The 24,911-nt window shown below is 46.8% G+C and carries 24 protein-coding genes; 10 read left to right on the top strand and 14 right to left on the bottom strand.

What is annotated here, in order from left to right:
• Window positions 1-52 precede the first annotated feature (52 nt).
• The gene (gene surE / locus KCG54_RS04835; RefSeq protein WP_003686460.1) at window positions 53-808 is read right to left on the bottom strand and encodes a 5'/3'-nucleotidase SurE; all 756 of its coding nucleotides are present in this window, start codon (window positions 806-808) and stop codon (window positions 53-55) included.
• 98 nt (window positions 809-906) lie between these two features.
• Here surE and KCG54_RS04840 point away from each other — a divergent pair, with 98 nt between their 5' ends.
• Window positions 907-1,245: a hypothetical protein gene (locus KCG54_RS04840; protein WP_049329421.1), complete on the top strand. Its 339-nt coding sequence runs from the start codon at window positions 907-909 to the stop codon at window positions 1,243-1,245.
• A gap of 55 nt (window positions 1,246-1,300) precedes the next feature.
• Here the strand turns inward: KCG54_RS04840 and KCG54_RS04845 are convergent, their stop codons facing one another.
• Window positions 1,301-1,669: a rhodanese-like domain-containing protein gene (locus KCG54_RS04845; protein WP_070504598.1), complete on the bottom strand. Its 369-nt coding sequence runs from the start codon at window positions 1,667-1,669 to the stop codon at window positions 1,301-1,303.
• A gap of 112 nt (window positions 1,670-1,781) precedes the next feature.
• Window positions 1,782-2,117 (bottom strand): carboxymuconolactone decarboxylase family protein, encoded by a 336-nt coding sequence (locus KCG54_RS04850; protein ID WP_003680742.1) that lies wholly within the window; start codon window positions 2,115-2,117, stop codon window positions 1,782-1,784.
• A gap of 129 nt (window positions 2,118-2,246) precedes the next feature.
• Here KCG54_RS04850 and KCG54_RS04855 point away from each other — a divergent pair, with 129 nt between their 5' ends.
• Window positions 2,247-3,203 carry a cupin domain-containing protein gene (locus KCG54_RS04855; RefSeq protein WP_254324824.1) on the top strand — a complete coding sequence of 319 codons (957 nt, stop codon included), beginning with the start codon at window positions 2,247-2,249 and terminating at the stop codon, window positions 3,201-3,203.
• Window positions 3,204-3,304: 101 nt separating this feature from the next.
• Here the strand turns inward: KCG54_RS04855 and typA are convergent, their stop codons facing one another.
• Complete coding sequence (gene typA, locus KCG54_RS04860; RefSeq protein WP_063075817.1) at window positions 3,305-5,116, bottom strand: translational GTPase TypA; 1,812 nt, start codon at window positions 5,114-5,116, stop codon at window positions 3,305-3,307.
• Window positions 5,117-5,535: 419 nt separating this feature from the next.
• On the opposite strand from typA, the gene bfr (KCG54_RS04865) reads away from it, so the two are divergent.
• Both bfr (KCG54_RS04865) and bfr (KCG54_RS04870) read left to right on the top strand, forming a co-directional pair.
• Window positions 5,536-6,000: a bacterioferritin gene (gene bfr / locus KCG54_RS04865; protein WP_003686357.1), complete on the top strand. Its 465-nt coding sequence runs from the start codon at window positions 5,536-5,538 to the stop codon at window positions 5,998-6,000.
• A gap of 29 nt (window positions 6,001-6,029) precedes the next feature.
• Window positions 6,030-6,503, top strand: a complete 474-nt coding sequence (gene bfr, locus KCG54_RS04870) for a bacterioferritin (protein WP_003686403.1) — start codon at window positions 6,030-6,032, stop codon at window positions 6,501-6,503.
• A 121-nt stretch (window positions 6,504-6,624) separates the two neighbouring features.
• Here the strand turns inward: bfr (KCG54_RS04870) and KCG54_RS04875 are convergent, their stop codons facing one another.
• Window positions 6,625-7,740 (bottom strand): methyltransferase, encoded by a 1,116-nt coding sequence (locus KCG54_RS04875; RefSeq protein ID WP_254324825.1) that lies wholly within the window; start codon window positions 7,738-7,740, stop codon window positions 6,625-6,627.
• Between the two features lie 225 nt (window positions 7,741-7,965).
• On the opposite strand from KCG54_RS04875, the gene KCG54_RS04880 reads away from it, so the two are divergent.
• Window positions 7,966-9,759 carry a 2-isopropylmalate synthase gene (locus KCG54_RS04880; RefSeq protein WP_254324826.1) on the top strand — a complete coding sequence of 598 codons (1,794 nt, stop codon included), beginning with the start codon at window positions 7,966-7,968 and terminating at the stop codon, window positions 9,757-9,759.
• A gap of 83 nt (window positions 9,760-9,842) precedes the next feature.
• On the opposite strand, the gene KCG54_RS04885 is transcribed toward KCG54_RS04880, so the two are convergent.
• The 5 genes from KCG54_RS04885 to KCG54_RS04905 form a co-directional block, all read right to left on the bottom strand.
• Window positions 9,843-10,004: a hypothetical protein gene (locus KCG54_RS04885; RefSeq protein WP_254324827.1), complete on the bottom strand. Its 162-nt coding sequence runs from the start codon at window positions 10,002-10,004 to the stop codon at window positions 9,843-9,845.
• 268 nt (window positions 10,005-10,272) lie between these two features.
• Window positions 10,273-10,758 carry a 5-(carboxyamino)imidazole ribonucleotide mutase gene (purE, locus tag KCG54_RS04890; RefSeq protein ID WP_003686478.1) on the bottom strand — a complete coding sequence of 162 codons (486 nt, stop codon included), beginning with the start codon at window positions 10,756-10,758 and terminating at the stop codon, window positions 10,273-10,275.
• Window positions 10,759-10,837: 79 nt separating this feature from the next.
• Window positions 10,838-11,593: a tetratricopeptide repeat protein gene (locus tag KCG54_RS04895; protein ID WP_004520309.1), complete on the bottom strand. Its 756-nt coding sequence runs from the start codon at window positions 11,591-11,593 to the stop codon at window positions 10,838-10,840.
• A 14-nt stretch (window positions 11,594-11,607) separates the two neighbouring features.
• Window positions 11,608-12,276, bottom strand: a complete 669-nt coding sequence (locus tag KCG54_RS04900) for a class I SAM-dependent methyltransferase (protein WP_254324828.1) — start codon at window positions 12,274-12,276, stop codon at window positions 11,608-11,610.
• A gap of 12 nt (window positions 12,277-12,288) precedes the next feature.
• Window positions 12,289-12,474, bottom strand: coding sequence for a DUF3460 family protein (locus KCG54_RS04905; RefSeq protein ID WP_070461836.1), 186 nt, complete (start codon window positions 12,472-12,474; stop codon window positions 12,289-12,291).
• 216 nt (window positions 12,475-12,690) lie between these two features.
• Here KCG54_RS04905 and KCG54_RS04910 point away from each other — a divergent pair, with 216 nt between their 5' ends.
• Window positions 12,691-14,043, top strand: coding sequence for a polynucleotide adenylyltransferase PcnB (locus KCG54_RS04910; protein WP_254324829.1), 1,353 nt, complete (start codon window positions 12,691-12,693; stop codon window positions 14,041-14,043).
• Window positions 14,044-14,157: 114 nt separating this feature from the next.
• Here KCG54_RS04910 and rpoD read toward each other — a convergent pair whose 3' ends face one another.
• The 4 genes from rpoD to tssB form a co-directional block, all read right to left on the bottom strand.
• The gene (gene rpoD / locus KCG54_RS04915) at window positions 14,158-16,110 is read right to left on the bottom strand and encodes an RNA polymerase sigma factor RpoD (RefSeq protein WP_254324830.1); all 1,953 of its coding nucleotides are present in this window, start codon (window positions 16,108-16,110) and stop codon (window positions 14,158-14,160) included.
• Window positions 16,111-16,304: 194 nt separating this feature from the next.
• Window positions 16,305-18,077: a DNA primase gene (gene dnaG / locus KCG54_RS04920; RefSeq protein ID WP_254324831.1), complete on the bottom strand. Its 1,773-nt coding sequence runs from the start codon at window positions 18,075-18,077 to the stop codon at window positions 16,305-16,307.
• A gap of 373 nt (window positions 18,078-18,450) precedes the next feature.
• Window positions 18,451-19,986, bottom strand: a complete 1,536-nt coding sequence (gene tssC, locus KCG54_RS04925; protein WP_128580714.1) for a type VI secretion system contractile sheath large subunit — start codon at window positions 19,984-19,986, stop codon at window positions 18,451-18,453.
• A gap of 38 nt (window positions 19,987-20,024) precedes the next feature.
• Window positions 20,025-20,525 (bottom strand): type VI secretion system contractile sheath small subunit, encoded by a 501-nt coding sequence (gene tssB, locus KCG54_RS04930; RefSeq protein WP_049332195.1) that lies wholly within the window; start codon window positions 20,523-20,525, stop codon window positions 20,025-20,027.
• A gap of 159 nt (window positions 20,526-20,684) precedes the next feature.
• Between tssB and tssK the strand changes: the two genes are divergently transcribed.
• From tssK to KCG54_RS04950, 4 genes are all read left to right on the top strand, one after another.
• A complete protein-coding gene (gene tssK, locus KCG54_RS04935; RefSeq protein ID WP_254324102.1) occupies window positions 20,685-22,031 on the top strand; it encodes a type VI secretion system baseplate subunit TssK in 1,347 nt (448 codons plus the stop codon).
• Window position 22,032: 1 nt separating this feature from the next.
• Complete coding sequence (locus KCG54_RS04940) at window positions 22,033-22,695, top strand: DotU family type IV/VI secretion system protein (protein ID WP_101756361.1); 663 nt, start codon at window positions 22,033-22,035, stop codon at window positions 22,693-22,695.
• A 17-nt stretch (window positions 22,696-22,712) separates the two neighbouring features.
• Window positions 22,713-24,341, top strand: coding sequence for an OmpA family protein (locus KCG54_RS04945; RefSeq protein WP_254324101.1), 1,629 nt, complete (start codon window positions 22,713-22,715; stop codon window positions 24,339-24,341).
• Window positions 24,342-24,411: 70 nt separating this feature from the next.
• Window positions 24,412-24,900, top strand: coding sequence for an Hcp family type VI secretion system effector (locus KCG54_RS04950; protein ID WP_049332188.1), 489 nt, complete (start codon window positions 24,412-24,414; stop codon window positions 24,898-24,900).
• Window positions 24,901-24,911 lie beyond the last annotated feature (11 nt).

Below are 24,911 nucleotides of genomic sequence, written 5' to 3' on the forward strand. Positions count from 1 at the left end.
ATATCATAATAAAAATATGCTTGTTTCTCAAGTGTTCGGCTGTTAGGGACTGTTAAGGCGCAGGGATTTCTGACCAAAAGGAAGCGGTTTGCTCCATTTGTCCGTAGGCAGTCAAGTCGACTTGCAGGGGGGTAATCGTGATGAAGCCGGACGCACATTCGCCAAAGTCGGTACCTTCTTCGCTGTCGGAAACATCGCCGACCGGCCCAATCCAATAAATTTGTTCGCCACGTGGATTATACATGGGAACAATGCTTTGTTCATGATGACGACGCCCGAGCCGTGTAATTTTTATGCCTTGGATATCCTCAGGTGCGACGGCCGGGATATTGATGTTCCATAAGATGGGTTCGGAAATAGGGCGTTTGAGAAAGTAGGAAAGCAGTATCCAAGCGGCTTTTTCCGCGGTTTCCCAATAACGGCCGCTGGAATCGGCGAGCGAGAAAGCAATGGCGGGAATGCCCATCAGGTAGGCTTCCGTCGCAGCGGCAACCGTACCGGAATAAAGCGTATCGTCGCCCATGTTTGCACCGTTGTTAATGCCGGACAAGACTAAGTCGGGCTTGAAGTCGGCAAGGGCGTGCTGGCCGACATGAATGCAGTCGGTGGGTGTGCCATTCACATAGTAAAACCCGTTTTCCGCCTGTTTCAGTTGTAAAGGACGGTCTAAAGTCAGGGAATTGCTGACGCCGCTGCGATCGCGTTCGGGCGCAACCACCCTGACATTGGCAAATTCTGCACATACTCTTGCCAAAACAGCCAAACCGGGCGCAAGATAACCATCGTCGTTTGAGATTAATATGTTCATGTGACAATATTGTGTCTATCGGTAAGATGGGCGGTATTGTACTGGTTTGCTTGAGCGATTGTCCACGAATCGGCAACGTTTGGGCGGAAAGGATAATAATGAAACATTATGAGTTAGACCCCAAAGCTTTATTGGGCGGCGTGATTGCTTCAGACGGCAATCAGGAGATTGTTCAGCTTTCACTGCAGAAGGATAATGAAATTCCGGCCTATGAGGCGGATGCGATTATTTTGCTTTTGGTTTTAAACGGTAAAGCCGAAATCAAAACGGTGGACGAAGTTTTGCAAACCGAAGGCTTGCAAGTTATCCGTCTTGAACCGATGGAAGCACACAGCATTCGCGCCTTGGCCGATAACACCAATATTTTGGTTATCAAACAATTAATTCACGAAACCGGTCTCAGCAAACGTTTGAGGTTTGGAAGTTGCTGCCTGTAATGGCAATAAAGGCCGTCTGAAAAGTTTCAGACGGCCTTTTTAAAATCAGCTAGATTTATTTCAAACCTTTTTTCACCAAGTCTTCATAACCGCCATGGTTGGTTACGTTGGTGTAGCCGGCTTTTTTCAGCTCAGTCAGCGCGACTTCTGCACGGCGGCCGCTGCGGCAGTAGAGGTTGACCGGTGCGTTTTTATCCGGGCTGACGGATTTGATGCGGTCAACGATTTGGTCATGCGGAATATTGAGTGCACCTTGTAAGTGGCCTTCTTTAAATTCTTCGGCAGAGCGGACATCAATCCAAACACCTTTTGCTTTTGCAGGCTGTGCCGCGCTTTTTTCAACCTTAGGCATAGAGGCTGCGGAAGCGGCCAAAGGAGTGGCAACAGCGGCGGCAAAAAGTACGGCGGTCAGCAGTTTCTTCATGGTTCAATCTCCTATTAGACAGAAAACAATATGATAACTTTATCAGTCTAGCATTTCATCAGGCCGTCTGAAAGGGGAGTCGGCTTTCAGACGGCCTGATTTTACAAACCGATTAGCGTTGGGTTTCTACTGCTTCCAAAGCGCGCAAAGCGTAGGTATAAGCGGCACCTGCGTTCAGGGCGATAGCGGTGGCCAATGCGCCGGCGATTTCGCTTTCGGTTGCACCTGCTTTGGCCGCGGCGGCTGCATGCACGCTGATGCAGCTTTCGCAACGGGTGGTAATAGCAACGGCAATAGCGATTAGTTCGCGTGTTTTGGCATCCAATGCTTCGGCAGCGGCTGCTTGATCCAGTGCGCCGTAGGCTTGCAGCATTTTAGGATGGTTTTTACCCAGTTCACCGAATGATTTTTTTACCAAGGCGGTATGTTCAGGCCAGTCTTTAAACATAATATGTCCTTTCTTAATGTGAGTGGATAAGATAAAAAATCCTATCCGTTTGTGTTTGGTGTGTGTATTATTGCAATAATTGGAAGATTTAAATCGTCAAAACATCTCATTTATTGGTAAAAAAACACTATGGATATTTTGGATAGGCTGGTCGAATTGGCGCAGGTAAAAGGCAGCGTGGATGTTCAATGTCTGTTTCAGGGGGAGTGGTATGTGCGGCATGAACCAAAGCGTGCGCATGGTTTGGTGCATATCGTAACTGCCGGTTCGGGTTATATCCGAATTGATGGGGAGCAAGAGGCCAGGCTGCTGAGTGTGGGGGATGTCATTTTTTTTCCGCGCAGCGTAGGGCATACTTTGAGCAGTGATAGCAGTTGTGAAAATCTCGGTGTCAGCGTGCTGACGAGTGAAAAAGGTGCATTTAAAGTCAAGCAGAGTCATGCAGGAGGCGATGCGGCTTTGCATCTTTTCTGCGCGCGGTTTGAATATGAAGCTCAGGCGGATATTATGGCGGGGCTGCCTGATACGGTCTTACTGAATATCCACCATCCGTCCTTACAGTATTTGGTGGCATTGTTGCAATATGAGAGCGGTCAGGCTTTGTCCGGCTCGGTAGCGGTTGTGAACGCATTGGCTTCGGTGTTGCTGGTATTTCTACTTCGAGCCAGTCTGGAGAAAAATGGGGAAGCGCAATTAAGCGGTTTGCTGAATGGTTGGCAAGACAAACGCCTGCGGAATTTGCTTCAGGCAGTAGTGAATAAGCCGGAAGAGGAATGGAATATCGAGAAAATGACCGCGATTGCCAATTTATCTCGCGCCCAGTTGATGCGGGTATTCAAGCAGCAGACGGGAACAAGCCCGCATGCCTTTGTAAACAGTATCCGCTTGCAACAGGGGGCATTATTGTTGAAACAGACGGCGGATTCGGTTTTATCAGTTGCGCTCTCGGTCGGTTTTCAATCGGAAACGCATTTTGGCAAGGCATTTAAAAAGCAATATGGGATATCGCCGGGACAATATCGAAAAAATGATCGTACTGATGAAGCGGCAGTACAAGCGGAAGAAATGCCGATTTACTTTATTTGAACAGATGATAAAAGGCCGTCTGAAAGTGTAAAAATGAAATCTAAGATTTCCGAAACACTTTTCAGACGGCCTTAGTTTTAAAACGTATCAATCAAACAGAATTAATCCAGTTTTTTGAAATGACGGCGACGTTCCAATTCGCTCAGGTAGCGTTTACGCAGGCGGATGGATTGTGGCGTAATTTCAACCAGTTCGTCATCATCGATGAACTCAACTGCACCTTCCAAAGTCAATTTGATAGGCGTAGTCAGGCGCACGGCTTCATCTGTACCACTGGCACGAACGTTGGTCAGTTTTTTACCTTTCAGAGGGTTTACCACCAAGTCGTTGTCGCGGCTGTGAATACCGATAATCATACCTTCGTAGACTTTGTCGTTTGGAGAAATGAACATACGGCCTCGGTCTTCCAAGTTCCACAGGGCGTAAGCAACGGCTTCACCTTGCTCTTGAGAAACCAGTACGCCGTTGTGACGGCCGGGCATATCGGGCTTAACCGGTGCGTAGTCGTCAAAAACGTGGCTCATCAAGCCGGTACCGCGGGTCAAGGTCAGGAATTCGCCTTGGAAACCGATCAGGCCTCGTGCTGGAATGTGGTATTCCAAGCGGGTACGGCCATTGCCGTCGCTTTCCATATTGGTCAATTCGCCACGGCGGCGACCAAGCTCTTCCATAACGGCGCCTTGGTTGTCATCAGGTACGTCCACGGTCAGGTTTTCGTAAGGTTCGCATTTTTGGCCATTGATTTCACGGAATACCACGCGCGGTTTGCCGACTGCCAATTCAAAGCCTTCGCGGCGCATGTTTTCCAACAAAATGGTTAGGTGCAATTCGCCACGGCCGGAAACGCGGAATACATCAGCGTCGGCAGTATCTTCAACACGTAGGGCAACGTTGGTCAGCAATTCTTTTTGCAGACGGTCGCGGATTTGGCGGGAAGTCACGAATTTGCCTTCAGTACCGGCCAAAGGAGAAGTGTTGACCATAAAGTCCATGGTCAGGGTCGGCTCGTCCACGCTCAACATAGGTAAGCCTTTGGGATTGTCTTTGTCAGTAATGGTTACGCCGATACCGATGTCTTCGATACCGGAAATAATCACGATGTCGCCGGCTTCAGCTTCTTCCAACGGTACGCGTTCCAAGCCTTGGAAACCCAACAGTTGGTTGATACGGCCTTGGGCAACTTGTTCTTCATGGTTCATGACGGCAACGACTTGGCCGGGTTTTATGCGGCCGTTCAGGATGCGGCCGATACCAAGGCGGCCGGTGTAGTTGTCGTAGTCCAGTTGGGAAATTTGGAGTTGCAGCGTTGCGTCTGCGTTACCGCTTGGAGGAGGCGTGTGTTTCAAAATGGTCTCGAACAGAGGGCGCATATCGCTGCTCTCGTCGTTTTCATCCAATTTGGCAAAGCCGGACAGGCCGGAAGCATAGACGATAGGGAAGTCCAATTGTTCGTCGGTTGCGCCCAAGTTGTCGAACAATTCGAATGTTTGGTCGATAACCCAGCTTGGACGGGCAGACGGTTTGTCGATTTTGTTGATGACAACGATAGGTTTCAGACCCAAAGCCAAGGCTTTTTTGGTCACGAAACGGGTTTGCGGCATAGGGCCTTCTTGTGCGTCAACCAACAGTACGACGCAGTCAACCATGCCCAATACACGTTCCACTTCGCCACCAAAATCGGCGTGTCCCGGGGTATCTACGATGTTGATGTGGTAGCCTTCGTATTCAATAGCGGTATTTTTAGCGAGAATGGTAATGCCGCGTTCTTTTTCAAGATCGTTGCTGTCCATTACGCGCTCTTCTACTTGCTGGTTGGAACGGAATGTACCGGACTGGCGCAACAATTGGTCAACTAATGTGGTTTTGCCATGGTCGACGTGGGCGATGATGGCAATATTGCGGATTTGTTTCATGATAATTTATGTGTTTCAGCTAGGTGCTTAAAAAAAAGATAACTGGTAATTATAGCACGATTCCTAAGTATTGACCGAGTAGAAGATTCAAAAAAATGAGGCAAAAGCAGTTGAGAATAATTCATAATTAAATTTGATTGATTTTGTTGGATTATTTGCTTTTATTTATGGTTAACGAATGTAAATGTTTTTGAATGATGCAATGGATTCTTAATACTAATGTCAAAAAAATGTTATTAAAAACAGGGGATTAATTTTTCAGACGGCCTTTTAGACGGGTTAAATTTTTTGATAATTGTTTGTATTTTAAATAGAAAATTTGTCAAAAGTGCTACTTATGCATACAATTACCTCATTCCATAACAACACACGAATCTTCATTTCGTGATCGTCAACTTTTAAAAGAAAGAGAAAGAATTATGCAAGGCAACCAAGCAGTTATTGATTACATGAACGAATTATTGTCTGGCGAGTTGGCTGCTCGCGACCAATATTTTATCCACTCTCGCATGTACTCCGAATGGGGCTACACCAAACTGTTCGAACGTCTGAACCACGAGATGGAAGAAGAAACCACTCACGCCGAAGACTTCATCCGTCGTATCCTGATGTTGGGCGGTACTCCTAAAATGACTCGTGCCGAACTGAACATCGGTACTGACGTAATTTCCTGCCTGAAAGCAGACTTGAACACCGAATACGAAGTACGCGATGCGCTGAAAAAAGGCATCAAATTGTGCGAAGAAGCTCAAGACTATGTTACCCGCGATTTGATGGTTGCCCAACTGAAAGACACTGAAGAAGATCACGCTCACTGGTTGGAACAACAACTGCGTCTGATCGAATTGGTCGGCGAAGGCAACTACTACCAAAGCCAACTGTAATCTAGCGTATAACATATAAGGAGCTGAATATGAAAGGCGATCGCTTAGTTATTCGCGAGCTGAACAAAAACTTGGGCTTGCTTTTGGTTACCATCAACCAATACTTCCTGCATGCCCGCATTTTGAAAAACTGGGGCTTTGAAGAATTGGGCGAACACTTCTTCAAACAATCCATCCGCGAAATGAAATCCGCAGACGATTTGATCGAGCGTATTTTGTTCTTGGAAGGCCTGCCTAATCTGCAAGAACTGGGTAAACTGCTGATCGGTGAATCTACCGAAGAAATCATTGCCTGCGATCTGAAAAAAGAGTATGAAAAACATGATGCTCTGGTTGCAGCCATCGCTCTTGCAGAAGAGCAACAAGACTACGTCAGCCGTGATTTGTTGGAAAAACAAAAAGACATCAACGAAGAACACATCGACTGGCTTGAAACTCAGCAGGAATTGATTGGCAAAGTTGGTTTGCCAAACTACCTGCAAACAGCGGCGCAAGAGGACTAAAACACAAACCACTGCCAAATATAGCAGTCCCTGCTCCCATCAACGGCATATCTTTACGGATATGCCGTTTTCTTTTATGGAAATGCTTAAAGGCCGTCTGAATGTTCAGACGGCCTTGATTTTATATTGCTTTCAAACGGTATAGATAAGTAGTTTCCTTGTTTCTGGCAAACGCCAAAGGATCGGATTCATCTATTGCTTTTTTGTGTTGCGGTTTGGTTTTCAAAATATCGACTACATTGAGTGAGGCCGTCTGAAAGCATTGGTTTAGAAAGTCTTTATCGCGCAAATGCAAGTGTTCTGCCAAGTCGGAAATAATCAGCCAAGCTTCGCCGTTTGGATTTAAGTGATGAGGTACGCCGTTGAGGAACGCAGTCAGCATGGCATGATTGGGGTCGTAAAGGGCAGTCTCAATAGCGGAGGTCGGTTTTGCCGGCAGCCAAGGCGGATTGCAGACGATAAGGTCGGCGCAACTTTCTGGAAATAAATCAATCGATTGGATGTTGACGGCTTTATCCAAGCCTAGGCGTTCGAGGGTTGCTGTGGCGCAGGCAATTGCTTTGGGGTTGGTGTCTGTGGCAATGATGTCGGGTATGCCTCGTTTGGCCAAAATTGCGGCAATCACGCCTGAGCCGGTGCCGATGTCAAAGGCCGTCTGAATATTGGGAGCGAGTGGCGCTTGGGCGATTAAATCCAAATATTCGCCACGCAGTGGAGAGAATACGCCGAAAGGAACATGGATTTTTCCGTCTAGCTGCGGAATATCTATACCTTTTTTGTGCCACTCGTGCGCACCGATAAAGCCCAGTAATTGATTCAGCGGCAAGAGAAACGGTTTGTCGTTTGGTGTGTCGTAAACATCGCACAGGGCGGCGTAGATGTCGGGTGCACGTGCATTATCCAGTTGAAAATTCGGTTGGATTTCAACGGCAAGCATATTGAGCAAACGACTTTGTTGCGCCTGTTTCATACGGTGGGCGTGAAAGGCCGTCTGAATATCGGCAGGTGCGCCTTTCTTTTTTTCAGACGGCCTGCGGATACGTTTTTTCATTGCAGATAAGACTTGCTTGGCATTGTGAAAATCGCCAGTCCAAACGGTTGCAGTTTGCGCGTGGGCATTTTTTAAAATTTCTGCTGCGCCTGCTTCTTGGATGTAAACCGCCTGCTTAGGTGGCTTTTGTGTACTTTCATTGCGCCATTCAATGTCGGATCGGTTGGTAGGGATGGTGTGGGGCATAATGTGTTTCAAATCGGGGACATAAGGGATTAGTTTACTATATTTAGGATGCGTTCGGTTTGAGAGGAGCTTTTAATAGTTTAAATTAGACATAATGTATAAAAATTTCTCAATTTTTAAATTTACACCAATATTTTGATAAAAATAGATTGTCGTTTTGTCTAAAATGAGTATAATACAAAACCTAAACACAATAATCTTAATCGGATTTGGACAAGGAACATCATGCAATTAGACATTGACCGTTTGGTTGCCTATTTTGGCGGCGTAAACTCGCTGGCCGAAGCCCTGAAACAGCACGACCCGGAAAATGCTGCGACCACTGCGGCTATCTACAAATGGCGTACACGCGGTTCTCTGCCTTTGGCTCAGTTGCAAAAACTGACCGCTTTGGCGGAAGCGCAAGGCAGACCGCTTGATTTGAATGCTTTTTTACAAAAAAACGAATCTCTGGAGAGAACAGAAATGACACAAACCAACCGCGTTATCATTTTCGATACCACTATGCGCGACGGCGAGCAGTCGCCCGGTGCATCCATGACCAAAGAGGAGAAAATCCGTATTGCCCGCCAGTTGGAAAAGATGGGTGTCGATGTGATTGAGGCGGGTTTTGCCGCCGCCAGTCCGGGCGATTTTGAATCGGTTAATGCGATTGCCAAAATCATTACTAAATCTACAGTTTGCTCATTGGCGCGTGCCGTTGAAAACGATGTGCGCAAAGCAGGCGAAGCTGTTTCCCCTGCGCCGAATAAACGTATTCACACTTTTATCGCCACCAGCCCGATCCACATGGAGCACAAACTGAAAATGAAGCCGCAGCAGGTCATCGATGCGGCGGTCAAAGCGGTAAAAATTGCTAAAGAATACACTGACGATGTGGAATTTTCTGCTGAAGACGCAGTACGTTCGGATTTGGACTTCCTTGCCAAAATCTTTACGGCGGTTATTGAAGCGGGGGCGACTACTATCAATATTCCTGATACTGTCGGCTACTCCATCCCTTCCGTATGGTACGAGCGTATCAGCAACATCATCAAAAGCGTTCCCAATGGCGACAAAGTAGTTTGGTCGACCCACTGCCATAATGACTTGGGTATGGCGGTTGCTAACTCATTGGCTGCTGTTCAGGCAGGTGTGCGTCAGGTGGAATGTACCATCAACGGCTTGGGCGAACGCGCGGGCAATGCCAGCCTTGAAGAAATCGTGATGGCGTTGAAAGTGCGTCATGATTTGTTCGGCTTGGAAACCGGCATCGATACCACGCAAATCGTGCCGGTATCCAAACTGGTATCTACTATCACCGGCTATCCGATTCAGCCAAACAAAGCAGTAGTCGGCGCAAACGCCTTTGCGCACGAATCAGGCATCCACCAAGACGGCGTGTTGAAACATCCTGAAACCTATGAAATCATGACTGCCGAATCAGTCGGCTGGTCAACCAACCGCTTGACTTTGGGCAAACTCTCTGGCCGCAGCGCATTCCGCAGCAAGCTGGCAGATTTGGGTATTGAGTTGGAAAGCGAAGAGGCGTTGAATGCGGCATTTGCACGCTTCAAAGAGCTGGCGGATAAGAAACGCGAAATCTTTGATGAAGACCTGCACGCTTTGGTGTCTGACGAAATGGGCAATATGAATACCGAAAGCTATAAATTCATTTCCCAAAAAATCAGCACCGAAACCGGCGAAGAACCTCGTGCCAATATCGTGTTCAGTATTCGCGGAGAAGAAAAACACGCTACCGCTACCGGTTCTGGCCCTGTTGATGCGATCTTTAAAGCCATTGAAAGCGTAGCACAAAGTGGCGCAACCTTGCAGATTTACTCTGTCAATGCGGTGACGCAAGGCACAGAAAGCCAAGGCGAAACTTCTGTCCGTCTGCAACGTGGCGATCGTGTGGTCAACGGTCAAGGCGCAGATACCGACGTGTTGGTGGCGACTGCCAAAGCCTATTTGTCTGCGCTGAGTAAATTGGAATTCGGCCAAGCCAAGCCAAAAGCGCAAGGCAGCGGCATGATTTGATTTATTGAAAAAAGTAAAGGCCGTCTGAAATCGTAGTGATGCGTTTCAGACGGCCTTTTTTATTTGGTCAAAAAATAGTTTGTTTATTGAAGTTTAAGCAGTCGGTCTTGTTCAACAGACAATACGCCGTTTACTTTTTTGAAATAGGCAATGGCATCTTCAATATTGGTCTTGGAAGCCGGACGAATAGCAATGCCGTTCAGGTTTTTGTATTCGTAAACCAAAGTTGCACCAGAGGTTTTCACTGCTTTTAGCAATGGCGCAGAACCAGTTTGGGCATCATAGAAGATAATCAGATTGCCGGTTGTATCTTAGGTTTGTTGCTGAGATGGAATAGCAGTTAATTGAGTAGGAGTGCTTGGGCTTTGACAGGAACAAAGCAGGGTGGAGAGTAGGACGAATGCTAGGATTTTCATGGCATTAATTCAATTTGATAAAAGAAAAAAGGCCGTCTGAACAATCGTAAAACAAAATCAAAGTTTCTCTTTACAACTTTCAGACGGCCTTTGTTCCTTATGCTTCAGGCAATTCCATGGCTAGAACGGTTTGTTCTTGTTTGGCACGGAAAGCAGCCAATTTTTCAGCCAATTCAGGATTTTCGTTGGCCAAAAGTGAAATGGCAAACAGCGCTGCATTGGCCGCTCCTGCTTCGCCAATGGCAAATGTGGCAACAGGAACGCCTTTGGGCATTTGCACAATCGAAAGCAGGGAGTCTTCGCCGCGCAGATATTTGCTGGGAACGGGAACGCCCAAGACGGGAACCGTGGTTTTGGCTGCAACCATGCCTGGCAAATGCGCTGCGCCGCCTGCGCCGGCAATGATGGCTTTGATGCCGCGTTCGCGTGCGGTTTCGGCGTATTCAAACATCAAATCAGGCGTACGGTGTGCAGAGACGACACGCGCTTCGTATTCAACGCCGAATTCTTTGAGAAATTGTGCTGCCTGCTGCATCACCGGCCAATCGCTGTTGCTGCCCATAATAATGCCGACTTGGATCATGAGGAGTTCCTTTTGCTTGAATGGATTAGGGTAAAAAAATATTCAGACGGCCTTGGGGATGACAAGGCCGTCTGAACGTTTATCTTTGTTTGAGACTGATGGAAGCACGTTTTGCCGCTTCGCTGTTGGGGAAGCTTTGTATCAGTTTGCGCCATGTGCTGCGGGCGATGTCTTTTTGTTGCAGTTTGTATTGGCACTGGCCGATGCTGTACATGGCATCGGGAGCTTGCGGGCTGTTACGGAATCGGTTGGCGTAGCGGTTGCCGATTTCGATAACGGATTCGCAGTTACCCAGACGTTGTTGGCTTTGCAGGAGCAGGTACATATTGCGGCGGGCAATTTCGCTGCCATTGCCGCCGTCAGCCTCTTTCAAAATGGCCACTGCGGCGGAATAGTTGTTACGCTGATAGTATTTTTGCGCCTGATTATAAAGGCGTAATTCGTTTTGTGCGGCTGAGTCTGTTTCAGACGGCACGCCGCCGCCATTTGCCAAATAGTTCATTTTCAGCTTGCGGTCGTCCAATCGCTGGGCTTTGGGATTGGAAGCAGAAGTAGTCGGACGTTTGATAGTCCGTTGTTGTTCCAATGTGTGCAAGCGTTGATTTAATTCTTCAACCGTGCGTTCCAGTCGGGCAATTTGTATACCTAAGTGGTCAATCTGGGTTTGTGCGTCCAAACGCGGATAGGGAATACTTTTTTCAGGCAAAGGCTCACGCGGAATATCCGGCAGGACGAAGTTAGGATTATCGGCTGGTTGAAGAGGGTGGGAAACGGCGCACGATGTGGCCAATAGAGTAAGCGGCAAAAGAAACAGGGAATGTGATAATGTTTTCATCGGATTGTGTCGTTTTATTTTTTTAGTAGCAGTGTCAAACCGTCGCCGACAGGCAGGGTAATGGGAATAATGCGTGTATCGCGCGGCAGATTTTGGTTGAAATGGCGCAGGATATCCAAGCTTGGCGGATCATTTTCGGCAGCTTCATTCATGACGCGCCCACCCAACAAGATATTATCGATGGCAATCACGCCGCCACTCCGTACCAGTTGCAAACAGCGTTCGAAATATTTTGGCGTAGGCGGTTTGTCGGCATCGATAAGTGCCAAGTCATAGCTTTCCGATTCGCCTTGCACAATCAAATCGTCCAAAGTCAGCAAAGCCGGTTGCAGATGAAGCGAGATTTTATGCGCTATGCCTGCTGCCTGCCATGTTTCGCGGGCAATATCGGTAAAGGTTACATTAATGTCGCAAGCCGTGATTTTGCCGTCTTCGGGGAGGGCAAGTGCAACGGAGGTGCTGCTGTAACCAGTAAAGACGCCAACTTCCAAATATTTTTTGGCATTCAATAATTTGGCCAACCACACCAACATGGCTGCCTGCTCTCGGGCGATGGCCATCTTTCCCAGACGATGTGATTGGGTACGCTCGCGCAATGCGGTCAAAACGGGATGTTCGGATTGACCGATGCTGTTGAGGTACTGCTGTAACGCCGGATCGGTATTGTGGGTGTTGGTCGTCATACCGATACGGAATTAGTCTTGATAGTAGGTGTAAGGTTTTTTGTTGACTTTGGCCGCTTCAAATTCAGCCTGTTCGGCCGGATTGAGGGTAACATCCCACAGCAAATGGCGGTTTTCGAGGCGTTGCGCTTCCATTTCGGGATTGTCTTCCATGAGTTTGTCGAGGAATTGGGTAGCTTCGGATTTGTAGTGGTACATGATGTTCTGCCTGAATCGTTGTCAGACCGTCATTATAGCCGATATTTTTTGCCAATACGCTAATTAATCGAACTTCCATAAGGTATAATAGCACGTCTTTTTTAGGCCGTCTGAAGCCTTTGCTCAATGTTTTGCGCCTTCTGCGGCAGAATATTGCGCAAAGGCTTAAGCCAGACAAGTTTCAGACGGCCTTTTTTATTGTGAAAAGAGCTGCTTATGTTAAAAAAATGGCTGCATAAAGTGTTGCCTAAAAAACACGTCAAATCGTTGCCCGAAAAGGAAATTATCCTGCTTGAGCAACACGGTATCCGCGCGGATATGTTGAGCTTTGCCGCGGAGAAAATTGCCAAACGCCTGCATGAAGCCGGTTTTCAGGCTTATGTTGTGGGTGGTGCCGTTCGGGATTTGTTGCTCGGGGTCGAGCCCAAAGACTTTGATATTGCAACCGATGCCATGCCGGAGCAAATCCGTAAAGTATTCCGCCGCAGCCGCATTATCGGCCGACGCTTCCAAATCGTTCATGTGATGATTGGCCCTGAAACCATTGAAGTGACGACGTTCCGCGGTGGCGATAAGGTTCAGCAAAATGCGCAAGGCCGAATTATGAAGGACAATACTTATGGCAGCATTGAAGAAGATGCTATGCGCCGAGACTTTACCTGTAATGCGCTGTATTACGACCCGATTAAAGAGGAGATTTGGGACTTCCATCAGGGCGTGGCTGATGTTGCTGATAAAAAATTGGTGATGATAGGCGATCCTGCCGAACGCTATCAGGAAGATCCTGTCCGTATTCTTCGCGCTGTACGTTTATCGGGCAAATTGGGTTTCGAAGTAGAAGAGCAAACGGCTTTGCCGATTGCCGAATATGCAGGCCGTCTGAAAAATGAGCCTGTTGCCCGTTTATTTGATGAAATTCTGAAAATCCTGTTTTCCGGTTATTCTCGTGCTTGTTTGAAACGGCTAAATGAGTTGGGTATTCCCGAAGGCATCCATCCGCTTTTAGATGCCTTGAAAACCGCCGAAGCGGCTGATAAACGTATGATTATGTTGGCCTTGAAAAATACCGATGAGCGCCTTCGTGCGGATAAGTCCGTTTCCGTCGGTTTTGTATTGGCGGCGGTATTGTGGCCGACACTAAACGCCATTTGGCAACGCAATCAAAGCCATGGTCAAAAACCTGTCCCTGCGTTGATGGATGCGATGAACACCATGCGCGATACGGTAGAGAAAGGTTGGGGCGTACCGCAACGATTTTCTGCAACCATGCGTGAAATTTGGCAATTTCAGCCGCAATTCGACAATATGCGCGGCGCACGCCCATATCGTCTGCTATCACAAGCCCGTTTCCGAGCTGCTTATGATTTCCTGATTTTGCGTAGCGAGGTTGGCGAGGTTGATAAAGAGATGGCTTCTTGGTGGACAACTTTCCAACATGCCGATGAGGAAGCACGCCAGCAAATGACTGCGGCCAATGAGTACAAACGTCAGAAACAAAGTGGCTCAACTGACGACAAACCCAAACGTCGTCGATGCCGTCCGAAAAAGAAAACCACTGAGGCTGAATAAATTATCAAAATAAATTTAAGGCCGTCTGAAGCGATTAAATCTTTTGAGATTTGGTTTTCAGACGGCCTTCGTATTCCAATAAAAACCGCAGGTCTTTCAACCTGCGGTTTGCTTTTATGATTTGTTTTCTTCGCTGTCGAGGAAGCTGCGGAGGCGGTCGCTGCGGGTAGGGTGGCGCAGCTTGCGCAGGGCTTTGGCTTCGATTTGACGGATACGTTCACGGGTTACGTCAAATTGTTTGCCGACTTCTTCGAGCGTGTGGTCGGTATTCATATCGATACCGAAACGCATGCGTAACACTTTGGCTTCGCGCGGTGTCAGGCTTTCGAGGATTTCTTTGGTTACTTCGTGCAGGCTGGTGTACATCGCAGCTTCTGCCGGAGCAACGTTGTTGGCATCCTCGATGAAGTCGCCCAAGTGCGAATCGTCGTCGTCGCCAATCGGTGTTTCCATAGAAATCGGCTCTTTGGCTATTTTCATGATTTTGCGGATTTTGTCCTCCGGCATTTCCATCAGCTCGGCCAGTTTGGCGGAATCAGGTTCCTCACCGGTTTCTTGCAGGTATTGGCGCGAGATACGGTTCATTTTGTTGATGGTTTCAATCATGTGAACCGGAATGCGGATGGTACGCGCTTGGTCGGCGATGGAACGGGTAATCGCTTGACGGATCCACCATGTGGCGTAAGTCGAGAACTTATAGCCGCGGCGGTATTCGAATTTATCCACCGCTTTCATCAGGCCGATATTGCCTTCTTGAATCAAATCAAGGAACTGCAAGCCGCGGTTGGTGTATTTTTTAGCAATGGAAATAACCAAACGCAAGTTGGCCTGAATCATTTCCTGTTTGGCGGCTGAGGTTTCTTTTTCGCTCAGCACCATGTTTTTGTTGATTTCTTTCAACTCTTCGATGGAAATGCGGGTTTCGCTTTCCATATTGGCCAACTCGGCTTGTTTTTCGAGGATGGCGTGGCGGAAACGATCTAAAGCATTTGCCCATACTCGGCCTTTGGCTACTTCTTTTTCAACCCATTCCAAATCAGTAATGGCAGGCAGGAAGTTTTCGATGAAGTAGTCGCGTTCCATACGTACGCGGTCGATGCAGATATCGCGGATTTCGCGTTCGAGTTTGCGGATGTTTTCAACGCGGCTGCGCAGGTTGCTGCTCAAATTTTCGATTTGGCGTGTGGCAAAACGGACTTCCAGCAGTTTGTTGGCAATGGCATCGCGGTGTTTCAGGTAGTTGGCGTGTTGGCTGCCGTATTTTTCCAGCTGCTTGATCATTTTGCCGTATTCGCTCTCGATAAAGGCAAAATGTTCCAACACTTTTTGTTTCAGTTCGGCCAAATGGGCGGCGGACATGGCTTCGGAATCACTGCCGGAGTCATCTTCGTCATCTTCGTCGTCATCTTCGACTTCGCTGTCAGTCTCACCTTCTTCATCGTCAGGTTTGGTATTTTCCAAATGACCCAGACCCAATTCGTTTAACAAAACTTCATTAGGGTCGATGATGGCTTCAACCACTTCATCTACGCGAATTTCGTCGTTGCGGACTTGTTCAATCAAAGCCAAAATCTCGGCAATCGAACCCGGGCAGGCAGAAATGGCCTGCACCATGTTTTTCAGTGCATTTTCGATTTTTTTGGCAATGATGATTTCGTCTTCGCGTGTCAACAGATCGACTTGTCCCATTTCACGCATATACATACGCACAGGGTCGGTTGTGCGGCCGAATTCTGAATCTGCGCTGGAGAGTGCTGCTTCGGCTTCTTCAACGGCATCGTCGTCGGTCATGGCGGCGGCGTTGTCGCTCAAGAGGATGTCTTCAGCATCGGGGGCTTGCTCGGTTACTTGGATACCCAGGCCGGAAATCATGCTGACGATATTGTCGATTTGTTCGGCATCGGACATATCGTCGGGCAGGGCATCGTTAATTTCAGAATAAGTGATATAGCCGCGTTCTTTACCCATGATAATGAGTTGGCGCAGACGCGCGCGCTGCTCTTCGATACTCAAGGGACGGTTGTCATCTTGGTCTTGGTATTCTTCGTAGTTTTGGTTTTTAGACATGGATTGCTCTCTAGGTTGATAGGATGCCGACGGTTTACGGTGATGTGGCCGTACCTGAAGGCGGAGCAGAGCTTTTTGTTGTGAAATCAGATTTCACTTTAATACTCTGAGGCTGTCTGAAAATATTACGGATGGAGTGTTCTGCGTGTCATGCTTCGCAGCGTGTGTTTAGATTGTTCAGACGGCCTGAGGGGTTAGTTTTGCTTTGCCGTCAAAAGCGACAGCAATAGTCTTTTTTCATTTTCGGTCAAACCAGTTTGAATACTTTTTTGCTTTAAAGTTTCGATTTGACTGTATTTTAATTCATTTAACAACTTTTTCATGCCGATTTGGAAACTTTCGCAATCTTCTTCGTTATCCCCTTCCATTTCTTCAGAATGAAGGGTCGATAAAAAGATTTGATTGACGGTTTCCTCATAGGGCGAACCGCGCATATATTCAAGCACTTGTGCGGTTGCAGGAGTCGTATCGTGATGCTTGATGGTTTCGGCCAAATTGGCAAGGCAGGCGAAGTCGCCGCTTAAAGCCAGATAATCGGGCAGGTCTATATATGAAGCCCAAGCCGGATTTATCAAGAGGCTGCGTATCTGTCTTTGAACCAGCGTCAGCATGGTTGGCTGTTTGACAGAAATAGGCGGCAGTTTATAACTTTTTTGTTTGACATGCCATTTTGGTGCTTCTTGTCCGAGTAATTGGGCGAGGTTGTCCGGATCAATGCCTACCAGCTCGCTGAGTTTTTGTTTCAGAAGATAGCCCAATGCCGGCGCAGTAATCTGAGCCAAAAGCGGAGAACTGGTTTTGACCAATTCTGCTTTGCCTTCTTGCGTATTGAGGTTGAGGCCGTCTGAAAGATGTTCCCAAAAGTATTCGGATAGAGGCTTGCTTTGGTTTAACAAGGCATCTTCAAATTGAGCCTTGCCATAGGCGCGGATGTAGCTGTCTGGGTCGTGTTCTTCGGGTAGGAATAGAAAATGCAGCGATTTATCGTCTTTTAATTGCGGCAACGCATTTTCCAGCGCGCGCCAAGCCGCTTTACGTCCCGCGCTGTCGCCATCAAAGCAAAAATAAATACTGTCTGCCTGACGCATCAGGATTTTGACGTGTTCTGCCGTGGTTGCTGTACCCAAAGCCGCTACGCCGTAGCCGACGCCGAACTGCGCCAATGCGACCACGTCCATGTAGCCTTCAACCACCAAAATCCGTCCTGCCTCTTTTACGGCAGCACGCCCTTCATATAGCCCGTAAAGGTTTTTCCCTTTGTCAAACAAAGGCGTATCGGGAGAGTTTAGGTATTTGGGTTTGGAGTCGTCCAATACGCGGCCGCCAAAGCCGATGACCTGCCCACGCGGATTACGGATAGGGAACATAATCCGATGGCGAAAGCGGTCGTAATGTTTGCCTTCGTTATCGATGACCATGCCCGTATCCACCAACGCAGTATTAGGATAGGGTTGGAACACTTGTGCCAAAGGTTGCCAACCGTCGGGCGCATAGCCCAAACCGTAATGCGCGATGACTTCCGCACTCAAGCCGCGTTTGTCCAAATAAGCCCTCGCCGCCGGATTAAATTTCAACTGTTGCGCGTAAAAATCCGCTGCCGCTGCCGTCGTTTCTTCCAAAGTCTGCTGTTTTTTCTTACGTTCGGCACGGATTTCAGGATTGTCTTCCTGCCCACGAACTTTAGGTACCGTCATGCCGACGCGATCAGCCAAAAACTGCACCGCCTCCGGAAACGACAGCCCTTGATGTTCCATCACAAAACCAATCGCCGAACCATGCGCCCCGCAACTGAAGCAATGGTAAAATTGCTTAGTCGGGCTGACCGAAAACGACGGCGTCTTTTCCTTGTGAAATGGACAGCAGGCCATATAGTTCGCCCCGCCTTTCTTCAGCGGAACCTGCTCGTCGATAATATCGACAATATCGACTTTGGACAAAAGCTCGTCAATGAAATCAGATGGAATCATGGCTCGGCGGAAGAGGATAGACGGAAAACATTTCAGACGGCCTTATAAACAGACAAAGGCCGTCTGAAAATGGAATTTTGGATGAGGGTTGAAATGAGTTTTGTATTATAGCAAATTGTTGTCATACATGTGTCTTATCCTTTTGAGGTAGAGTATTTGGGAAGAGTATTCCCTGTTTAAAATAATCACAAATATTACAAATTTTTGTTATGCCAAGGAGTCTAGGTTAAGGGGATATTGTTCCAAAATTGTAGATTTCACGGGATATTTTGACTAAATTTCTTTATACCTATGGGCAAAGAAATAATTACTTGTAGGAGTAGAAATCCTCTTTCCCAAAAGGAAAGAGGATTTTTCAAGTTTACCTAATTGCTTATTTCTTCTCTTTAGGCATTTGAGATACCAATGACAAGTTGACATCCAAGCCTTCGATTTGGAAGTGCGGGCGGGCAAACAGGCGGACTTTGAAGAAGCCCGGGTTGTCCTCAATATCTTCCACTAATACTTTTGCCTCTCTTAACGGATGTGTTGCCTGCAGCTCGTCGCTCGGGTCGGTCATTTCCGTTACCAGGGTATTGATCCAATTATTCAGTTCCAACTCAAGCATGCGGCGGTCTTTGGTGGTACCGATGTTTTCACGCTGGATCAGTTTGAGGTAGTGTGCCAGACGGGAAAGCAGGAAGACGTAAGGTAAACGGGCGTTAATGCGGCTGTTTGCGGTTGCTTCCTTGGTCTCGTACAACGCAGGTTTCTGAGTCGAGTTGGCGGAGAAGAAGCAGGCGTAATCGCGGTTTTTATAGAAAGACAGCGGAACAAAGCCCAAGTTGGCAAATTCGAATTCGCGGGTTTCCGGAATCAGGACTTCTGTCGGGATTTTCATTTGATTGCCGGTGCCCAGGTCGTACATGTGAATAGGTAAATCTTCAATCAAACCGCCGGCCTGCGGGCCGCGAATTTGGACGCACCAACCGTTATTGATGAAGCTGCGTACCATATTGGCGGCAAAGGCAAATGATGCATTTGCCCACAAATAGCGGTTATGCTCCGTACCTTTTACCTGTTCTTCGTAATTGAAGCTGCGGACAGGCACGGTATCGCTGCCGTACGGCAGACGGGCAAGGAAGCGGGGAAGGGTCAAGCCGATATAGCGTGCATCGTCTGTTTCGCGGAAGCTTTTCCATTTGATGTATTCGGCACGGTCCATATAGTTGGCCAAGTCTTGGATGGCGGCCACTTCCTCCATGCTTTCTTTGCCGAAGAAAGATGCACCGACCGAGCCGATAAATGGCATATGTGCAGAAGCGGAAACACGCGAGATATTGCGCAGCAAAGCCATATCTTGAGGGCTGCGGTCAAATTCGTAGTTTGAAATCACGGCGCCGATAGGTTCGCCGCCCGGGGTGTCGTATTCGTTACTGTAAGTGTGGCGGTACAGTCCGCTTTGCACGATTTCAGGCGCATCTTCAAAGTCTTGAATCAAATCTTCTTTGGAAACATCAAGAATTTCAATTTTGACATTGTGACGGAAGTCGGTTCGGTCGACCAAGAATTTCAAACCGCGCCATGCGGATTCGATTTTTTGAAATTCTTCGTTATGGAGGATTTCATCCAGTTGACGGCTGAGTTGTTCGTCGATACGGGCAATGTGGTAATCGAGCAGGCTTTTGTCCAGGCGTTCCACTTTTTGGGAAGAGTCTTGGATCATTTTCATGAAGACGCTGACGGCTGCGGCGATACGCTCGTCGGCAGAGGCTTCCGACATTTTCTCGGCACTTTGGAATTGCTCGATATCGATGACGGAGTCAACGGCGTTCAGATTGATTTTTTTACACAGGTCTTCATAAACACTGTTTGTGCTTTCTTGTTCGATAACTGTAGTTTGGGCTTGGGCCTTTTGGCTTTTTTGCATATTTGAATCCTTACGGGTATTTCAGACGGCCTTTGATATTACTTATTATTGATAGGTGCGATTTTTTCAAGACGGTCGCGCAGTTCGGCAGACAGGTTTTCGTCACGCAGAATGGCTTCCAATTCGCGACGGAAAGCAGAGTCGTCCAATAAGTTGGATTTCAAATCGCGAAGCAGGTTGCGCATAGCCAGCAAGGCACGCAATTCCGGCACATTCTGGGCAATTTGTTCCGGATGGAAGTCGCGCATGGATTTGAAATCCAAATTCACATTCATCTCGCCGCCGGCAGGAGAGAGTGTGTTTTTGACGGTCAGATTGGCTTTAGGATTGAAATCGGATAATACTGAATCAAAGTTGTTTTTGTTGATATTGACTTTTTCTTTTTCGGCAAGATCGCGTTTATCTTGGCCGTTGCTGTAATCGCCGGTTACTAAAAGCTTAAGCGGCAACTCAACCTTTTTTTGTGCGCCGCCGGTATGCAAGTCCAATTTAATATTGATACGGGAAGGCGGAACTTCGTTTTGAAAACTTTTGCTCACGATGAAATTTATCCTTTTTTGATAGATTAAATGACACTTATGTCATTTTTTCAAATAAAATGCAAGGTATGGGGTCAGGAAATATCCTGATTGGTTAGTATAAATGTTAGACAGATAGCTTGTCTATCGTATTCAAATTTACCGGAAAAAGGTTTTTCAGTGAAATTTCACAAGCCGTTATGGGAAGAGGGGGTACTCCTATCGCCTCAACATTTTCAACAACAAGACAAATTCAATAATCATATGCATGCCCTGTTAATGAGAATGATGGGGGATTTTAGGTGGGGCTGTTTTCAATGTGAATTTGACCGTCAGGCATTAGAAGTTGGAAAAATCAAATTAGATACACTTCAGGCATGCTTGCCGGATGGCACCTTAATTGATTTGCAGGCCGGCGGACGCCACGTCAATGTGCGCAATATTGAAGGTCTGCCTTTACAGCAACGAAATGTTGTATTGTTGGCACTGCCCGTCTATCAGGCGCATGTTTCAAACTTGGTAGATGAGGATGAAACCAAAGATACGCCCAAGCGCTTTGTTAAGAGCTTTGAGAAGGTGGAGGATATTTTCTCTACCGAGGAAACAGAGTTTGCGGTGGAGGGATTGAATCTCACCATTCGTTTCGATTTTGAACAAAATGACGACTATATTACCTGTCCTATCGGTGCAATAGAGAAAGATGAGACGGGTGCTTTCGTTTGGGCTAAAAACTATATCCCGCCATTGTTATCCATAACAGGATCGGAAACTTTATTCTCTTGTCTTAACCGCATCACTTTGATGGTATTATCCCGTATAGAGAATTTGTCTGCCCGCCGCCGCTCTCGGAGCGAAAGTGTCGTTGATTTTTCAGTTTCCGATTCGATGCTGTTTTGGTTTCTGCATGGCTTAAATACCATTTATCCGGAATTGAAGCACCTGAATGACTACCCGCAGAAGCATCCGGAAGAGTTTTATAAACTTTTGGTACGCCTGCTGGGTATGCTGTATACCTTTAGAGCCAACGAGTCCGTTAAAGAGATAGACTCATATGATCACTTTGATTTGTTTGGAACATTCAACCGTTTGGAACAAAAAATCCGTGATTTGCTGGATGAGGTTATTCCTTCCCCTGTTATCGAATTGTCACTGGAGCATCTGAAATCGACGCATTGGCGCGCCCAGATATTTGATGACCGAATCAATGCTGATGCAGAGTTTTATCTTTCCGCCCATTCCGACTCCGTCGACTTTTTGGAATTGCAAAAACAGCTGCCTTTGGTCAGCAAAATCGGTGCGCCCGATGATGTGGAGCGGGTAATTAATACGGCAGTGGTCGGCGTACCTTTACATCACCTTCATCAGACTCCGCCGGGCCTGCCTTTTAGAATGGACAATGTGTATTTTAGGTTGGATAAACGGCATGTCGCGTTTGATAGGATGATGCAGTCCCAAGTATGCAGCATTTATGTTCCGGCCTCTATTTCTGATTTACATTTAAGCCTATTTGCAGTAGTGAGTATTTAATATGAATAACCAACCCTTAATTAGAACCGTTTTGAGAGATACTGCTTTGGCGGTATCCGCATTATCTGCCGGCTTTACACCTGACCATTCCGAATCATGGTATGCTCATTGCAAAAATCTGATTCAAGATTTAAAGGCAAAATTAGCTGAGCTTGGATGGAAAGAGGCGGATATTGAAGAAGTTTCATATGCACAATGCGCCCTTTTGGATGAGGTTGCACTGCGCACGCTGAAAGGTAACGACAGGGAAGTATGGGAAAGAAACCCTATGCAGGTTTGTTTTTTCCAATCATATAATGCAGGGGATATCCTGTGTGACCGAATCGAATCTTTGTGTAAAAACCACAAGGATGCCAGCCCCTTAGTGGCGGAAACCTATCTGAGTGTGATTAATTTGGGCTTCAGGGGCCGATATGTTCTGGATGAAGATGCATTACACACCGCACAGGAACAGTTGAAAAAAATCACACCCGCCTTTCCAAGCAATGCCGTATCGGAAGACGGTAAGTTGTTTTATATAGATCAAAAGGGAACGCCGCTGAAAAAAGCATTCAGCCTCCGTCCTGCCTGGCTGCTTGTGGGAAGCATTGTTGTAGCAGCGGTTGCATACTTTGCATTTAGATATTATCTGGATGGTTTGGTTGAACAAATACAAGCATTGTAATTTCAAGTGTTTATATAATGACTTATCGGAAAATTTCGGTTCTGGCAACCTTGGCTGTTTTTGAGCTCGTTTTACTGTATGTGTTCGCAGTATATTGGCAGGCAGGTTGGATAATCAAAGGCTGTGCTTGGGCATTGTCCGTTGGGGCTGCCTTTTATTATTGGCGTTTTTATCTAAAGAAAAAACGCGAACAAATCAATACGGATTTTTGGAAGAAAATCACAGAAGAATTGGATTCCAACGGAGATTTGGGTTGCTATACCATTCGTCTGCATGACTCTTCTGTGCCGAGAAAGTTGGTAGAGAGGGTAAATGAAACCGTCTATATCAATATGTCGGGTTCGGAAAATCTGCATCCGGTCGTTTCCAATTTGCTTGAAAATACAGCCCATAAGTATGTTTCTGTGAGTCTGGAGCTGTGGCTTTCCCCTGCGGAAAATACCGATATTGCGACCACTTTGCGCACATGGTTGCGTAATATACTTTTTCTGCAGAAGAGCACGGGTTTGACTATCCCAGTGCACTGGTTGATTCAAACGCCGGTGTCTTTTTTGTTTGATAGAAAAAACAGTCATTCCGTTTTTTCTATCATCAATAAGAAAGAACACAACCGTCTGCAGATAAACGAATTCTTAAAGAACCTGAAAAACGCCCTGTCCCTTAAATTCCTGCATGATAGCAATGCCCAGTATAGCCATCAATATATTTATCTGATGGAGGCACTGAATTTTTTAGAAGAAAAATTCTTAAAAAATACAGATAGCGGATGGGAGTATGTGGACATATGCAGTTTAAGCCTTGCCGATTGCGGAAATTTTCAAAATACATCTGAATGGGCAGCTTATCTGGTAAAAAATACAGATGGTCTTATTCCGACGGCAAAAAGCGTTCAACATGATTCGGTAAGATACATCCTATCCGAATATCTGGATAAATATGCCGTTTATCATAGAAATCATATTTCAGATATGATTTTTAAGGTATTATTCATTGGTGTTGCCGGTTTTTTTCTGGCCGCGTCGTTTTCAACTGTCAACAACAGCCGTTTGTTGGAACAAATCGGCACGCATATAGCGGACTTCCGCATGGAAACGGATAAAGCTGAACAGGATAAAAAAATAGGGCTGTTGAAGCAGGACTTGAAATTGCTTGAAGGATACCGTGATCACGGTGTTCCTGCGTATTTGGGTTTAGGGCTGTATCGTGCGCAGGCCTATACCCCCAAATTAAAAGCCTTAATTCCCGCCGAAGTTCCTAAAGCGCCCAAGCCTGTCAAAAAGCCGGAGCCGGTGGTTCTTACCCTGGACAGTTTGGCACTCTTTGAAACCGGCCAGTTTGAATTAAAAAATAATGCCAATAAAGCATTGATTGGCGTATTGAAGGCAATCGAATCACATCCTGATACCCGCATTTTAGTTGAAGGCCATACCGATAATGTCGGAAATCCTGTTTCCAATCAGCAGTTGTCAGAAAAACGGGCCCAATCCGTCAAAGACTGGTTGGTGATTTCCTCCAATGTTCCGGAGGGCAGGTTTGAAGTCAAAGGTTTTGGCGATACCAAACCGATTGCAGACAATCAGACAGAAGACGGTAAGGCCAAGAACCGCAGGGTTGAGATTATCCTTATTCCCTCGGCAACACAGTAATTCAATGCAGCACAAGTTGCTTTAAGCCTTAAAACTTAAAGCGTTTTTAATAAAACTAAGGAGTAAAAATATGGCAATTCCTGCTTATATGTGGCTGAAAGACGATGGCGGTTCCGCTATTAAAGGTTCCGTTGACGTTAACGGCCGTGAAGACAGTGTTGAGATCGTTGAGTTCCAACACAATGTCCGCATTCCTACAGATGCCAACACCGGCAAACTGACAGGTACCCGCGTTCATGAACCTATCGTATTGTACAAAGAATACGATGCGTCTTCTCCATACTTGTACAAAGCCGTGACCACCGGCCAAACTTTAAAAGAAGTAGAAATCAAGTGGTATCAAATTGATGCATCCGGTCAAGAGAAAGAGTACTTCAATACCAAACTGGACAACGTTAAAGTTGTCGCAGTAGGTCCTGTAATGCACAACATCAAAGACCCTGCACGCGAGCGTTACAACCACTTGGAACGCGTTGAATTGCGCTACGAAAAAATCACTTGGACTTATAAAGACGGCAACATCATTCATTCCGACAGCTGGAACGAAAGCCGCGCTTAATCATCCACATA

The sequence above is a fragment of the Neisseria subflava genome (assembly GCF_024205705.1).
Lineage (GTDB): Bacteria > Pseudomonadota > Gammaproteobacteria > Burkholderiales > Neisseriaceae > Neisseria > Neisseria subflava_D.